General features: G+C 46.3%; 12 protein-coding genes and 1 pseudogene. 5 read left to right on the plus strand and 8 right to left on the minus strand.

The features are described from left to right. The 3 genes from ACEW9J_RS17220 to ACEW9J_RS17230 form a co-directional block, all read right to left on the minus strand. Entirely contained in the window at window positions 1–1,746 is a 1,746-nt protein-coding gene (locus ACEW9J_RS17220; protein WP_373546335.1) for a response regulator, read from the minus strand. Between the two features lie 117 nt (window positions 1,747–1,863). Continuing rightward, entirely contained in the window at window positions 1,864–4,035 is a 2,172-nt protein-coding gene (locus ACEW9J_RS17225) for an ATP-binding protein (protein WP_373546336.1), read from the minus strand. A 155-nt stretch (window positions 4,036–4,190) separates the two neighbouring features. Continuing rightward, complete coding sequence (locus tag ACEW9J_RS17230; RefSeq protein ID WP_373546337.1) at window positions 4,191–4,430, minus strand: hypothetical protein; 240 nt, start codon at window positions 4,428–4,430, stop codon at window positions 4,191–4,193. Between the two features lie 217 nt (window positions 4,431–4,647). On the opposite strand from ACEW9J_RS17230, the gene cobT reads away from it, so the two are divergent. Next, window positions 4,648–5,745, plus strand: coding sequence for a nicotinate mononucleotide-dependent phosphoribosyltransferase CobT (gene cobT / locus ACEW9J_RS17235; protein WP_373546338.1), 1,098 nt, complete (start codon window positions 4,648–4,650; stop codon window positions 5,743–5,745). 423 nt (window positions 5,746–6,168) lie between these two features. Here cobT and msrA read toward each other — a convergent pair whose 3' ends face one another. Beyond that, entirely contained in the window at window positions 6,169–6,834 is a 666-nt protein-coding gene (msrA, locus tag ACEW9J_RS17240; RefSeq protein ID WP_373546339.1) for a peptide-methionine (S)-S-oxide reductase MsrA, read from the minus strand. A 254-nt stretch (window positions 6,835–7,088) separates the two neighbouring features. On the opposite strand from msrA, the gene ACEW9J_RS17245 reads away from it, so the two are divergent. Beyond that, a complete protein-coding gene (locus ACEW9J_RS17245; protein ID WP_373546340.1) occupies window positions 7,089–7,406 on the plus strand; it encodes a hypothetical protein in 318 nt (105 codons plus the stop codon). A gap of 18 nt (window positions 7,407–7,424) precedes the next feature. Here the strand turns inward: ACEW9J_RS17245 and ACEW9J_RS17250 are convergent, their stop codons facing one another. Further along, a complete protein-coding gene (locus tag ACEW9J_RS17250; protein ID WP_373546341.1) occupies window positions 7,425–8,696 on the minus strand; it encodes a dicarboxylate/amino acid:cation symporter in 1,272 nt (423 codons plus the stop codon). A gap of 326 nt (window positions 8,697–9,022) precedes the next feature. On the opposite strand from ACEW9J_RS17250, the gene ACEW9J_RS17255 reads away from it, so the two are divergent. From ACEW9J_RS17255 to ACEW9J_RS17265, 3 genes are all read left to right on the plus strand, one after another. Further along, window positions 9,023–10,552 carry a YifB family Mg chelatase-like AAA ATPase gene (locus ACEW9J_RS17255; protein WP_373546342.1) on the plus strand — a complete coding sequence of 510 codons (1,530 nt, stop codon included), beginning with the start codon at window positions 9,023–9,025 and terminating at the stop codon, window positions 10,550–10,552. A gap of 104 nt (window positions 10,553–10,656) precedes the next feature. Then, window positions 10,657–11,523, plus strand: a complete 867-nt coding sequence (locus ACEW9J_RS17260; RefSeq protein ID WP_373546343.1) for a hypothetical protein — start codon at window positions 10,657–10,659, stop codon at window positions 11,521–11,523. A gap of 224 nt (window positions 11,524–11,747) precedes the next feature. Continuing rightward, window positions 11,748–12,323, plus strand: coding sequence for a TIGR04376 family protein (locus ACEW9J_RS17265; RefSeq protein WP_373546344.1), 576 nt, complete (start codon window positions 11,748–11,750; stop codon window positions 12,321–12,323). 270 nt (window positions 12,324–12,593) lie between these two features. On the opposite strand, the gene def is transcribed toward ACEW9J_RS17265, so the two are convergent. From def to ACEW9J_RS17280, 3 genes and pseudogenes are all read right to left on the minus strand, one after another. Continuing rightward, window positions 12,594–13,124, minus strand: coding sequence for a peptide deformylase (gene def / locus ACEW9J_RS17270; RefSeq protein ID WP_373546345.1), 531 nt, complete (start codon window positions 13,122–13,124; stop codon window positions 12,594–12,596). Window positions 13,125–13,197: 73 nt separating this feature from the next. After that, the gene (locus ACEW9J_RS17275; RefSeq protein WP_373546346.1) at window positions 13,198–13,620 is read right to left on the minus strand and encodes a peptidylprolyl isomerase; all 423 of its coding nucleotides are present in this window, start codon (window positions 13,618–13,620) and stop codon (window positions 13,198–13,200) included. Between the two features lie 787 nt (window positions 13,621–14,407). Next, window positions 14,408–15,563 (minus strand): annotated as a pseudogene (locus tag ACEW9J_RS17280) (transposase). Window positions 15,564–15,613: the final 50 nt, after the last annotated feature.

A 15,613-nucleotide genomic window follows, 5' to 3' on the forward strand; every position in this document is an offset into this window, starting at 1 on the left:
CTAATTTAATAGATATAAGTTGGTTTCTAAGGCTCGATCGATTTGCCGAACTAGATCGATAGGCAGAAAAGGTTTGGAGACGATCTCTACTACACCTAGTTCGGTTAATAACTTTAATTCTGGTAGTTGGCGGCTGGCTGTCAAGAGCACGACTGGGATATTTTTGGTATTAGGATTAGCCCGAAGCTGGCGGATAAAAGCTAGTCCATCCATCTCTGGCATCATTATATCTAAGACAATCGCATGAGGATGATTTGTAGAGATGCCATTTAGCCCTTCTTGCCCTGATGCCGCAGTTAGAATATCCCAACCTTTGAGTTTGTGCAGACACATCGATACGACTTCGCGGATATTTCGATCGTCGTCAACAACTAAAATTCGTTTGTCAATGCTATTAAATAAATCTAATCGTTCTCGCTGGTGTAAGCCTACTGCGGATGAAGTATCATCGAGAGTAACTGAAGTGTGTACAAACATACGGTTAGATTTGTCGCCATAACTTACGGTTTTACCTGACGGTTTCTTATCGAGGTATTTATCGATCGTCTTGAGTACGGCTTCAGGTTGGATTGGCTTACCTAAAAATCCATTTGCCCCGACAAATTTGCTGCGAACCCTGTCGATCAAACCATCGTTAGCAGTTAAGATGATAATCGGTACGCTTGCTAGTGAAGGTGTTTTCCGAATCTGTTCGCAAACTTCATAACCATTGGTAATTGGCATCACCAAGTCCAGCAAAATTAGATCTGGCTTATTTCTAATTAAACTTGGAATAATCTTGAGTGGATCTTGCACTCCAAAAGATCGATAGCCATGTGCGGTGATGATTTTTTCTAGTTTTTTGTAGACGGCAATACTATCATCGATACAAGCAATTACTGGACTAATTTTAGTAGTGACTCGATCCGCCATTGGCGCAACTACCTCAATGAGTGCATCGCGATCCGATCGCAAAAATTGAGGACTTGGGCGGAGTTGAGCCTCGGCAAACTTTAACTCTGGTTCTGGATAAATCTTGACTTCATCAAAATTATCTGGCTCTATCCGAGATTGCTTTAATGGTGATAGAGTAATGATGTGTAGTTTGAGTAAGGGCAGTAAACATTCTACTACGTCGATTAATTTTCGGCGATGGTGGATGGCTAGAGTACGTAAGGATTTACTGCCATCGATCGATGAAATTAGATATTGCAGCTCTTTGTTATCATCAAAATTAGCAATCTGATCTGATTTCTGAATAATCGGAAATAAGCTAGGCGGATAACTAGCTAGTTCGTGTTTTTCCCACTCTTGCCAAGCTTGAATCGTTTTACTGAGGATTGGTTGAATGTCTAGCAGTGGTAGAATTGATTTTACTTGGGTATGATTATTAACTACTGGAATCAGATGGCAGGATAATCGATCGCCTTGATTTTGACTAAATTGAATGATATCAAATAAAACCTCTTGGACTGCACATTCTTGAGCTATTCGATTAGAGTTCAAAAATATTTCTTGAGGATCGGTCGATTTAACCAATCGATCGAGTGGTACAGTCAGCGATGCTAGAGCTAAATTTCGTCTCCATCGATCGATCCCATCGATACCACCACTAATCCCTGCTAAACGTCCCGCCCAAAAGCAAAACATCCAACTCGGAGTATCTGCAACCTGGACGATCAGATTCCCACTGAACGCATCATTTTTAATTTTATTAAACTCGGCGATCGAGTCTTTAAATCCGATCTTGTGGCTATTGATACTCATAATTGACAGTCCTCGCTAGAGATGAACAGAGGGACGATGGGAAAGCAGATTAATACCTACTCAAAATAAAGCTGATTTCTATAAAGTTCCCTAATTCGATCGAGTATCATTCATTGGTTACGGTAAAGTTACAAAAAACGTACTACCTTGTCCCCATATACTCTCTACCCAGATTCGACCTTGATGTTGCAAGACGATCGATTTGCAGATTGCTAGTCCCAATCCGGTACCGCCTTTGTCACGCGCATCGGAGCTATCTACCTGTTGAAATCGATCGAAAATGGTTTCGAGTTTGTGCGGGGGGATGCCGCGTCCGCGATCTTCGACAGTGAAGTAGATTTGCGGCGATGGACTATTGGCGAGTTGAGTAGAGCCATTCTCATCGGGTGCGGCGATCTTAGCGACGATCGATACCACACCATCTGGATGTGAAAATTTGATCGCATTGCAGAGGAGATTTGTGAAAATTTGGACGATTCGATCTGGTGCTACCCAAATTTGGGCGGAGGGACAATCTAGCTCCAGACGCACTCTAGCAGCATCAGCACTACTGCTCATAATATCGATCGCCTGTTGGATTAGGGCTGCGGCATCACACCATTCTCGCTCCAGCGGGGTTCGATCGGCATTTAATTTTTCTAGATCGAGGATATCATTTACCATCCGCACTAGCCGTTCGGTTTCGACTGCGGCAATCTGAATCATCTGCTTCATCTGCGCTGGTTCATCATCCATCAAACCCATTGCCAATATCCCCAACGATCCGCGCATCGAAGTCAGTGGCGTTCGGAGTTCGTGGCTGACAATCCCAATAAATTCGTCCTTGAGTTCTTCCACTGCTTGACGTTGGGCTAATTCAGCATTGAGCAGTTGCAAGGTCATTTCGGCTTGCTTGCGTTGTGTCAATTCAATCTGCGCTTGGGTAAATAGATCTGCCTGTTGAATCGCGATACTCACTTGACTGGCTAGCTGCTTGACTAAATCGATTTCGGAAGTTTGCCACGGACGCGGAGCCGAACAGTTGTGGGCAACCAATAAACCCCATAATTCATCTCCTTTGAAAATTGGCACCAACAAATTTGCCCGAATTTGCAGACTTTCTAGCAGTTGTAGATACCATTCCGCCACATCCATATTGCAGATATCGGCGCAGGCGACTGCACATCCTTGCTGAAAATCTCCTAGATATGATTCGATGCAGGTTACATAGATTTGAGTGTTGAGGATCGCCCTCCAGCCCGCGCCTACAGACTCCACAATGACGGTGCCAGTCCAATCTGGCGAAAATTCATAAACAATTACTCGATCGGTTTGCAGGAACTGCCGCACCTCATCTACAGTAGTTTGGAGGATTTCTGACAAATCGAGCGATCGCCGAATCCGTCCCGTCAGATCCATTACCAAGCGTTGTTGCTCCAATCGATCTTGCAACATCTGCTGTGCTTGCTGTCGCTCGTCGATATTCAGAGCTGTCCCGATCGTTCGGTACGCTTGCCCAGCCTCAAAATGTACCTCTCCCCGTGTTTCGATCCAATGGATGCTACCATCTGCCCAGATAATCCGAAATTGATGGCACAAGATCGCCCGCTCTTCGATCATTTTCCCGACAAATTGGAGTACCAGCGGACGATCTTCTGGATGAATGTATCGCGCAAAGGTTTCGGCATTGCCATCAAAACTGCCAGGCAGCAAGCCAAATAACTCTTCTTGCTCTCGGTTCCACTCGATCTTTCCCGTGAGCAGATTCCAGTCCCAAATCCCCATCCGCGCCGATGCCAATGCCAGCCGCAACTGCTCTTCCTGCTGATGTAAAACTGCTAGCTGTCGATCGTTTTGAGCTTGGAGTTCGGCAACTTGACGCAGGAGTTCTCCCTGCTTGATGGCATTGTGCAGTGACAGTCGCAAATTTTCTGTTGTTAGTGATGACTTACACAGATATTGTTGGGCACCAGATGCGACTGCTTGGATTGCCAAGTTCTCATCCTGATAACTCGTGAGCATCACGACTGGGAGATCTGGCTGTGCGATCTGCTCCTGTAAGGCGTGCAGAAATTCCAGCCCGTTCATATCTGGGAGTAAATAATCTAGTAAAATCGCATCGGGTCGATCGATCTGATATTGTTGCAATCCTTGGGCACCAGTCTCTGCTTGCAGAATGGTGTAAGTGTAGCGAGGATCCTGGTGCAGATAGGCACAGAGCAATTCACGGTAGATTTGGGCATCTTCCACAATCAAAATGGTACGGGATCGATCGTGGGCATTGCCTTTCTGCTGGAGAATCGTGTCCATATCTCAAATTTGTAGATCGGGTATCTCTTCTATAGTTCCCAAAGACGGCGACATTGGCGTAGCCCTTATCACACATACTGACACAATCTCATACTACTAAGTGCCCAGCTTGTTAAATATTAAACATACTTCCTTTCTAGTGTCAGATTGGACATCTAGTGTAGGGGGTGGATGGTGAATGGTGAATGGTGGATGGTGGATGGTGGATGGTGGATGGTGGATGGTGGATGGTGAGTGGTGGATGGTGGATGGTGAATGGTGGATGGTGGATGGTGGATAGTGGATGGTAGATGGTGGATGGTGGATGGTGGATGGTGAATCATGATGTCTATTTTTTGAGTGGGAAGGGAGTACTTCCCGATCGATCGTTGAGGGCAGGGATTCGGGGAAAGCATCGACTATAATGTCTATTAGACCTCCTGCGAAAGTGATTGAAGATTGGCTGATGCTAACAATTTGAGCCGATCGATTGAATTAAGTTTTTTTGAACTATTAAAACTGTAGAACTACCCTCTACCCTCTACCCCCTATCCTCTTATCACAGTTAACCTCTGACTTTCACAGGAAATTTATTGCAATGTGCTCGTTCGCTTCACCGATCGTCAATAACTAATGATCCAGATCCATACCCAACCATTACAGGCTCAACAGTGGTTGGAGCGGTATCGCGGCAAATTGCCAGTATTTGCTTGTGTGTTGGGATTTACAGCTACTTGTCTGATTCCAGGGATTTCCGCAGCGGGTAAAACACCTGAAGATCGTCAGTATACTGCGATCGCCGATGCCGAATTTTTAGCGAATGGGGTTAGTATACAGCCTGATTATCCTTTACCCCCACTGATTGCTGGTGCATCGCCTGTATATATTTCCCGCGCGATTGTCGCGGCATTAGATCTACCTCTATATATCTTCAATGCTGGTTTACCTAAGCCGCCAACTGTCCCTCATCTAGATCTAGATGGGATCCCTGCGGCTTGTCTAACTACGGGTGCAGCCTTACCGCTAGCTACTGTCGAACGGCTGTATCAACAGGGATCGCTCTGGGGTGAAAAATTAGCTGCTGTTACTGGTGAGGATAGTTACATCATCATCGGGGAATGTGTTGTGGGTGGTACTACTACCGCCCTGAGCTTACTGATGGGATTGGGCATCGATGCTGTGGGCAAAGTCAATAGCAGTCATCCAGTTTGCAATCATCAGCAGAAAGCAGAGATCGCCCGTCGCGGATTAGCCCACTTAAAGTTACCCCTTTCGCCGTTAGAATTGGTAGCAGCGATCGGCGATCCGATGCAAATTGTTGTCGCTGGGATGGCGATCGCCGCCAGTCGAACCTGTGGTGTATTACTCGCTGGGGGGACGCAAATGTTGGCTGTAGCAGCTCTAATTCAAGCGATCCGGGTTGAGAAAGGTTTGGAAATTAACACGGCACAGATCGTCGTCGGGACGACTGCTTGGGTAGCTAACGATCGATCTGGGGCGACAGTTGCCCTAGCTGACTCGATCCCGCAGATCCCGCTCATCTCTGCCAAATTGAGTTTCGCCACTTCCCAATATCCCCAATTGCAAGTCTACGAGCAAGGATTTGTCAAAGAAGGTGTCGGTGCGGGGGGACTAGCGATCGCGGCTAGTCTATACCAAAATTGGGGGCAAGTGGAATTATTAGACTCGATCGAGCAATTATTAGCCGCCAGCCTAGCAATTGCCCAGTAGTACCGAGATCTTCATTGCGCCGCATTTTTCCGCAAGAATTTGCTGCAAAATTGTTGCAATCCTCCCCGATCGTCGCTAATTGCTCAAACAGTTAAGACTATAGCTATGTCAATTGAGATAAATTATGAGATCAGATCTTCAGTCCGATCGCCAAAATCGCTGATGTGTCCTAGTGCCGATGCCGAGATGTCTGGGAGTGTAATTTTTGGCATAGTTATCGGTACCCCAGCAGAGCCGCATAAAAAAACGACAAGACACCTAAAAGTGCTTCACTTGGGGTTTCCCCAAGTTAAGCACTTTTCAAGACAGGACACCCCCTACACAATTAACCTGTAGGGGTGCCCTTGATGGGTACCCTGGATCTACGGTTAGTACTAGTATATTCAAACTGGTGCAAGATGTGAGTTATTCAATCCCGCCGCCTTAATTTACAACCGACAAATTCTCAGGCATACAAACATTAGTACCGCCCAAACCACAATAACCACCAGGATTCTTGGCTAGATACTGCTGGTGATAAACTTCGGCATAATAAAATTCTGGTGCAGCGATAATTTCGGTCGTGATCTCCTGATGCCCCGCACTGTCGAGAGCCGATTGATAAGCTACTTTAGAAGCTTCGGCTAATTGGATTTGACTGTCGGAGTAGCAATAAATCCCCGATCGATATTGAGTACCTGCATCGTTACCTTGGCGCATTCCTTGAGTAGGATTGTGGTTTTCCCAGAAGGCTTTGAGCAGTTGTTGATAAGTGATAACTTCAGGATCGAATACCACTAGTACGACTTCATTGTGCCCCGTTGCACCACTACAAACCTCTTGATAGGTAGGATTTGGTGTACTTCCGGCGGCATAGCCCACAGCGGTAATATAGACGCCTGCTGGAAGCTGCCAAAATTTACGTTCGGCACCCCAGAAACAACCCATCCCAAACATGGCTTTTTCCATCCGATCGGGATATGGTGGGGTGAAGGGATTACCATTCACGTAATGTTTGGCAGGGAGAGCCATTTGCTCGGATCTTCCAGGTAATGCGTTTGCTGGAGATGGGATGGTTAATTTTTTACCACCGAAGAGGTTAGATAGCATAATTTTAGTTAATTTAGGTTGTCGTGACCAATTGCTTTACAGCCCAAATAGTCTGCATAGCTCGGACTGAAAGCGTCTAGTTGTCTATTGACTCTAACGCATCTGCTTCCCTACAGAAGATGAGGATCGAGCCTTGAAAATACGACTTGACAACCTCATCGTTTATACCCCATCCAGACATCTACTATTTCTGAAGACGCGATGTATCGCAGCCACATTTTTCCCAGCCCTAATCCCTAACCTCACCTAACCCTATGGGTAAAAATGACATCAAAGAATCTAGTCTGTTGCATCAACGCTTGAAAACTGCGTTGCATGATGGGATTAAGGTTTGGATTGAAACCCGCGACAAAAGTTACTTTGGTGTACCGATTGGACTCGATCGAGATTTTGTGGAAGTATTAATTTTAGTCCCAGGGAGTGAGGAGGATTCGACGGAATACATTTTCCAACGAGTAACCTGGGTAGTGCGATTGTCTTCGATTTCGGCGATCGCTTACCCTTCAGAATACTGGTCTACCGATCGCTTGGATAGCCTCTTAAATAAATCCCCACTGAGTACAGATATTTGAGAGTTGACTGTCGATCGTCTAATGTCTGACAATTGATTCATGAACTGGGACGACGATCGATTCTGGAGCTAATTCTGGAGCTAACTCTGGTGGAGCTGGCTCCCATAGACTGAGCAAAATAGCATTACTACCATTGCCTACGACGTTTAGTACAGTCTTGAAACCATCAGTCAATCGATCGATCCCCGCGACAATCGCAATCCCTTCTAAGGGCAATCCCGCCGCAGATAGCACCGTCGCCATCGTAATCAATGCCGAACCAGGTACGCCAGGAGTACTAAACGAAACTAAGAAACTACTAAGTCCGATCGCAAACAATAGCGATGGGGTAATTGGCACATGATAAATTTGAGCGATAAAAATAGCATTAAATCCTTGGAGAATAGTTGCTCCATCACGTTTTAATGCTGTGCCTAAAGGTAAAGAAAAACTGGCAATCTCCGATCGCAATCCATAACCTTCCTGCATATTTTGTAATACCATCGGTAAAACTGCATTGGAACTCGCAGTCCCAAAGCCTAGAAAGAATGATGGAATCAGACTGCGAAAAAACTTACCAGGTTTGGCTTTAAGTAATGTCAGCAGGATCAGATAGAACCCTGCCATGATCAGCGTCGAAATTAGTAGCCCCAATACATATAAAGATAGCCGCACGATCAATCCCAACCCTTGTGTGGCAATCGTCGAACTAATCAGCGCAAATACTCCCACAGGTGCAGCATATAAAATCACTGACAGCACTTTTTCACTGATAGTATAGATACTCTCCAACAACTCCACAAACGGCTTGGCTTGTGCTTGTGCCATTTGAATTCCGGTACCAAATAGAGCAGCCGAGAAAATGATTTGCAAGAGATTGCCACTACTAAGTGCGCCCAATGGATTAGTCGGCACCAGACTGACCAGCCAATCGATCGCGTCTGGGGCTACTGTAGCCGCAGTTGTAGCTGGTACTGTAAATCCCGTCACCCCCGCACCAGGTTGCAAACACAACGCCACAGCCATGCCGATGCACAGTGAGATTAAACTCGTTACTACATAACAAGTCATCAGCTTCAATACATATCTCCCAACTTGCCCCGTACCCTGAATCCGGTTGACACCGAGAATTAAGGACGAGAAGATCAACGGCACGACGACGAATTGAATAATCCGCAAAAATCCAGCCCCGATTGGTGCGAGTAGATAGCGATCGAATGGTTCGATCGCCAGCGGAAATGTAGTATTCAAAACAGTCCCAAACATCATGCCGACAGCAAGGGCAGTGAGGATCAGTGTAGACAAACTCATAGGTGGATGGTGGATGGTGGATGGTGGATGGTGGATGCATTATGGATGATTGCTTAATTTGTATGGCTTTGACATCTGTGCGGGAATAAGGCATCAATCAAAACTTAGCACAAAAATTTACACGACCTGTTGCGCCAACGGCGAAGTTTCAGCCAAGAGCCAACATCCTACTCCCAAAACTACTCCTAAAGCCTAAAGCCTAAAGCTTAAAGCCTACTAAAGCCTAAAGCCTAAAGCCTAAAAATTAAGACATTCGATCGTTGTCAGTTACGGAAGGATCGTGCTTAACTGAGTCAATATCATCAACAAATAACGGAAATATCCCTGTGCTAGCCAGAGTTTGGAGTGCAACAATTATCGGCATCGATGCAGTAAAAGTGGGCGTTGAGGTAGATGTCGCCACTGGGTTGCCAGGGATTACCGTTGTGGGGTTGCCAGATATCGCCGTGCAAGAGAGCAAAGAGCGCGTCAAAACAGCGATTAAAAATGCTGGTTCCGCCTATCCGATCCGCCGAATTGTCGTCAACCTCACGCCCGCAGATTTACGCAAGGAAGGCCCCAGCTTTGATTTACCCATCTGTGTGGGCATCCTCGCCGCCTCAGACCAGGTAAGCGGGGAATTATTGGGAGATTACCTATTTTTGGGCGAACTGTCCCTAGACGGCAGTTTACGCGCGGTTACAGGGGTGCTATCGATCGCCGCCGCCGCCCAGAAAATGGGGATTACTGGATTGGTAGTACCAGCCGCCAATGCTTGCGAAGCGGCTGTCGTGCAAGGCATCCAGGTATATGGCTTAGAAGATCTCGCCCAAGTCGTCGCCTTCCTCAATCATCCCGAACAATTTGAGCCAGTCAAAGTAGATGTCACGGGTAGACTAGCCCAACCCCAATTAGATTATGCCGACTTGCATGATGTCAAAGGACAAGCACACGCCCGTCGCGCACTCGAAATCGCCGCAGCCGGAGGACACAATCTAATTTTTGTCGGGCCGCCAGGTAGTGGCAAAACGATGTTAGCGCGCCGTCTGCCTGGAATTCTCCCGCCATTATCATTTTCCGAAGCGATGGAAGTCACCCAAATTCACTCCGTCGCTGGCTTGCTCAAAGAACGCGGTTTTCTCGTCTGCGACAGACCTTATCGTAGCCCACATCACTCGGCTTCTGGCCCAGCCCTTGTCGGTGGTGGCACGTACCCTCGTCCTGGCGAGATCTCCCTCGCCCATCGGGGCGTATTATTTCTCGACGAACTCACAGAATTCAAGCGCGATGTTCTAGAATTCTTGCGTCAACCGCTAGAAGATGGACACGTCACCATCTCCCGTACCCGTCAGTCTGTCTCCTTCCCTGCCCAATTTACCCTAGTTGCCAGTACAAATCCCTGTCCCTGCGGTTATTATGGAGATACAATTCAAGCTTGTACCTGCAATCCCCGTCAGCGGGAGAGCTACTGGGCAAAGCTTTCCGGCCCCCTGATGGATCGGATCGATCTTCAGGTAGCGGTAAATCGGCTCAAACCAGAGGAGATTACCAATCAGCCTACAGGGGAAACTTCAGCTATAGTCCGTCCCCGCGTTCAAGCTGCCCGTGACAAGGCGCGTCAGCGATTTGAGTCTGTGCCCAGCATTGTATGTAATGCCCAGATGCAAAGTAGAGAATTGCGAACGTGGTGTCCCCTCGACGATCGCAGTCGGCAACTATTAGAGACAGCCATTCGTAAGTTAGGATTGTCAGCTAGGGCGAGCGATCGCATCATCAAAGTCGCCAGAACCATCGCCGATCTCGCCAACACAGACAGGATCGAACCCGCCCACATCGCCGAAGCAGTTCAATATCGGACGATCGATCGAATGCAATAGACTGCTCAAACAAGTGAGGAAATAGGGGAGCAGTATCATAATTTCATTTCAACTACGACAAATAGATTGCTGTAAACTATTCTCTAACCCCCAACCCCTAACCGATGACTAACCAAAATCCCGCAGTTCCTCAATCCCCATCACCACAGGATCGGCTCCGCCAAAACGATATCCTCGCCAAAGTTAACGCCCATGCAGATCGCTCGCTCGATCGACTATTTGCAGATATCGACGACCTTCTCAGTGACGAAACTCCTGAGACTCACTCCTTGTCAGTACAACCTTCTCAACACATTCAGTATTCCACCGAACCATCCCGCACCGAATACTATCCGAATCAACAACTTCAATCCGCCCCACCTCAACCATCGATCGATTCACCCCCAGCAGCCACACCCAAGCCCAAACAACGTCTACCGCTTTGGCTCAAAGCATTACTGGGCATCGGCGTTACTTCGATCGCCGTAGGCGGTACACTCCTATGGCTAGTAAACGAACGGAAAATCGCACTTCCTCAAAATATCGATACCAGTTGGCTCCCCTTCCAATCTCAGTCACAGATCCCGCCAGAGGATGCCAAATTCGCTGACTATCTGCGAAAGTCCATCTCGAAAATCGATGCCACTACTTCAGCGACTTCAGTAATAAATCCCGTCAATTCAGCCAATAGTAGCATGGCAAACACTACCCAAGCCGCTCCCGTCGCACCCAATCCAACTGGAGCAGTCACCACCGCAGTACCCATTACAGCTACCCCAACGATCGCCACACCGATTTCCCTAGTCAAAACACTCTCCGATAGCAATCGTCCAGGTGCCATTTTCGAGATCGATCGTCAAAGCCAAACAGTTAACGTCGGTCAAAAAATCGGTGCCAGTAATTGGTCTTTATTAACTGTAGCTAAAGGCGAAGTAATTGTAAAAAGAAAAGGCGGCGAAATTCGATCGATCTATATCGGTCAGAAGTTTTAGGAATTAGGCTTTAGGAATTAGGCTTTAGGCTCTAGGGGAAAGGGCAAAAGAAATATCATCTTTCGTCCAGTCCCCACACCAACCAATTCTCTGTCTTGGAAAGGTGCTCTACTTGTCTGGACGGGTCTCCCGCCCAGTTGGGAAACCCCAAGACCTCACTTTCCGCTGTGTTCTCTCCTTACTCTGCGCCCTCTGCGTCACCCCTACCCCCTACCCTCTAAATCATGGGTTTACTCGAAGACATGAAACAGTTTTTAGAAAGTCAGATCGATGACTTCCTAAGCAAGAATCCGCACCTTGAATTACAGGTGATCGAACAACAACTAGCTCAACAGGAGACTGATACTGTGGAGTTAATCGTCAGCTTGCAATCTCAAGCAAAACAAACCGAGCGAGAAATCCTCAACACCGCACAAGAGATCAAAAACTGGTACGATCGAGTCCAAAAAGCCACCACCGCTGGACGATCGGACCTAGCTACTGCGGCTCAAGAGCGCGTCAATGCACTCCTCCCCCAAGGGAACCAGCTCTGGGGTAAAATGCAAGGCTTCAAAGAGCGTACAGCCAAGGCTCAAGAGCTATTGCAAACCATTAAACAGCGACGAATTGAAGTCAAAGCCAAATCCGCAGCGGCTCAAGCAGCGCGGACTCAAGCAGAAACCAGTAGCAACACCAGCAGTTGGGGATCGGTAAATAGTTATACCAGTACCAGCGATTTTGCAGATCCTTTAGATGCTCAATTTCGGCGGTGGGAGGCGGATGAAGAACTGGAAAACCTCAAACGTAAGTTAGGCAAATAGACTGATTTTGAAGTAAATCTCTAGATACGACCGATGTAGCATATTAGGATTACTTGTGGGAAGTCGCTACAGCACACCAAATAAAAAGTGTTGTCGATTGCCTCAACTGTTGAGATGGAAGTGCCAGTAGCGACCGATTGACACTACCTGAACATGCAGGTATCAAAACCTCAATTTTAAAAAAGTCTCACATTTGTGATGCGATCGCTGGAATCGTTACCGTCTTTGGGATCCTTATTCTGATTATTTCTGATTTAGGATCGTTAATAGTTAATTATCAAAAGCAAGCTTCAGATATTCGGCTTCGGTGATTAGATCGGTGAGATTTGAGACGCGATCGGGGAATAAAATCCCGTCTAAATGATCGAGTTCATGTTGAAAAATTCGGGCGATAAAATCAGTCAATTCCTGTTGAACTAACTCTCCATGTCTAGTTAGATATCTGACCTCGATCGCCCGATCGCGCATCACCAAACCGCGAGTTCCTGGCACACTCAGGCACCCTTCCCAGCCTGCAACCAGATCCCCAGATCGATCGATAATCTGCGGATTAATCATCGCCGTAGGTTCCATCGTTGGTGCCTGAGGATAGCGCGGACTCGGACGCGAAGCAACGATAAATAACCGTACCGTCGCAGCTACTTGAGGAGCCGCAATGCCTACACCATTTGCCGCATCAGCCGTAGCAATGAGATCCACAATTAGATCGTCAAGTTGTGGGTCGGTAGTATTAGCAATTATCGCCGAATTTTGACGCAAAATCGGACTACCAATTTCCAAAATCTGAAGAATTTTACTCACGATCGCTCGATATAGATATTAACAAGGTAGATCGGGGGCAATTTATGGATTGCCCTTAAATTATTAATCTAGATTAGTCATGAATAATCTTGACTGACACCATTTTATCGTTGCCTTTAATCGCATTGATAACATCCATATCTTCGGATTGACCAAACACAGTATGAATGCCATCTAAATGCGACTGAGGAGAATGACAGATGAAAAACTGACTTCCGCCAGTATTTTTACCTGCATGTGCCATTGAGAGCGTCCCAGCCTTGTGGAGATTGGAGTTGATTTCACAATTAATTTTGTAACCTGGGCCGCCTGTACCCGAACCCTGAGGACAACCGCCTTGAATCATGAAATTAGGAATGACGCGGTGAAATGTTAACCCATCGTAAAAACCTTTTTCTGCCAAATCGACAAAGTTCTTGACTGTATTAGGCGCATCAGCATCAAAAAACTGGATATTGATGTTTCCTTTTGCGGTTTCGATAATTGCACGAGTCATAGTCAGTTACGGTTGAATGATTAGCTAAACCATTTTAGCGCAGTTTTCAAGTGGGCTTGTAGTTGGGTGAGGACAGATCGCCTTCAAGACTACTGGCGATTATGCTCGGTCATAACTTTTGTAAATTTATCGTGACTTCTATCTGTTCCAGAGAGGATATTGGCTCTAGCTTTCACAACACTAGCCTGTCTAGATTTGTGTAGGTTCTATCGAGCGGAAAGCTGCTCACTTACGGAAATACTGATTACATCAGTGCGGCGAGCGATCGAGGTGCCATTAGTAATATTGATGCTCGCGTAAATTCTGAGGAGGGATTAGAAATCTTCCCCTTCACTGGGGAACCTACTCGATCGGAAACGATTGAAAACCCAGAAATCAGCGATAACTACCGATCGAAGGTTGAAGTTTTGATTAATTCCCCTTCACTGGGGAACATAGTCGATCGAAAATAATCAGTCGATCGACTCGATAGAATTACCTCCGATCTATTCCTTTTGACTGGGTAAGCTACTCAATTGGAAACACGCGGCACCCTACAAATAGCTCGATAATGTATTTAAACTATTCCTTCACTGGAGAAACTTCGATCGGCAACGCATGAAGTCAGGAATGCCCCCTCATTCTCCATTCTGGGGGACTTTGAGCAAATCTAATCTTTCTGAAACCTCAAACCTATGACCGCAACACCTTTAACGATCGCTGCCCCCAACACCGAAGCCAAACGCAAAATCTTTGGCATGATTCAGGCATTTTGGCAAAGTTAATGTCTCTATGCATTCGTGACAAGTTAAGAAGCGATCGCATTTGTCAAGCGGGTTTGAGGCGATGAATCGAAGAAAAAATTGTCCGTTCGACTTACGGAATCAGGAAAAGGTGCAATGATCAACTTTTGATGAGGTTTTCGGAGCGTTTTAACAATACCCAAATCTTGATTTTCGGGAGCCGCAAAATATTTAACAGGTTCAGCAGCTAAACCTTTGTTCAGCAACGACATAGGGAGGAAGAATCGAGGGATCAAGTACACTAGTTAGATAAGAATGCCAAATTTTACCTACTCTAATTTCAACTAATCTCACAGTGATATATGGAGTCTTCTGGGTGCCAGAACCCATTTGCACTATTCGGTCACGGATACTGTAGCTGTCACTAAATACTTGATTAATGCGGAGTGAAGCTCCTTTCTTGAGTCGAGTAATAAAATGAACATCTCGTTCGATTAATTGTTGCCAAAATCGGAAATGATAGAAACCTCGATCCAATAGTAGCAAGGTACCTGATGTTACTAGATTCAAGATGTCTTTCTCAAAGTTAATATCTGAAGCTTTGGGATTTTCTGTAAACCAGATTTCAATCGGCAGTCTCGTGACTAAATCTATGACTACCCCCATTTTTCCCGCTAGTTGTCCCATTGGCACATCAGATAAGCTATCTAATTTCTTAAATATTGCTTCCAATGTCGAGCCATCACATGCCCAAGTTCGCTCGAATTTTGCCTGAGCAAATTCAATACTTTGTGGCAGCGATCGCTGTTTTCTATTGTGCCACTTGATTCTAAATTCTGGCAATAATTCCTTAAACACTCTTTCAAATAACTCGGCTGGAAAGGTCAAGAATCTTTGGGCGATCGCCTGTTGACTGCTGGACGGGTCTCCCGCCCAGCTTACTTGTGTCGGCTCACACCACAAGAATCCTTCTCGCCCTAGCATTCGGCTTAGTTCTCTGACTCCTGGCACATTCCGCCATAGCAGCGTCAGCACTGCTGCCATCATCAAGGGCAAATTTAACAGCCGATTTCTCAGCCCCAATTGTCGGTAGTAATGACTTTGGTTGAAGATTGCTGGTGTCAATAAAGCCTCTAATTGAGCGGCAATGACTTCCTCTTCCACACTTGGTTGGTTGTGCTTTTTGGCGTGGTCACGGTTACTTCTGCTGCGGCTGGTCATCAGGTATCTATTTCCTCAAACTGTTGACTAGAAACAGTTTGACATCTTTT

Origin of the sequence: Chamaesiphon sp., from assembly GCF_041737865.1 — a bacterium.
Taxonomy (GTDB): domain Bacteria; phylum Cyanobacteriota; class Cyanobacteriia; order Cyanobacteriales; family Chamaesiphonaceae; genus Chamaesiphon.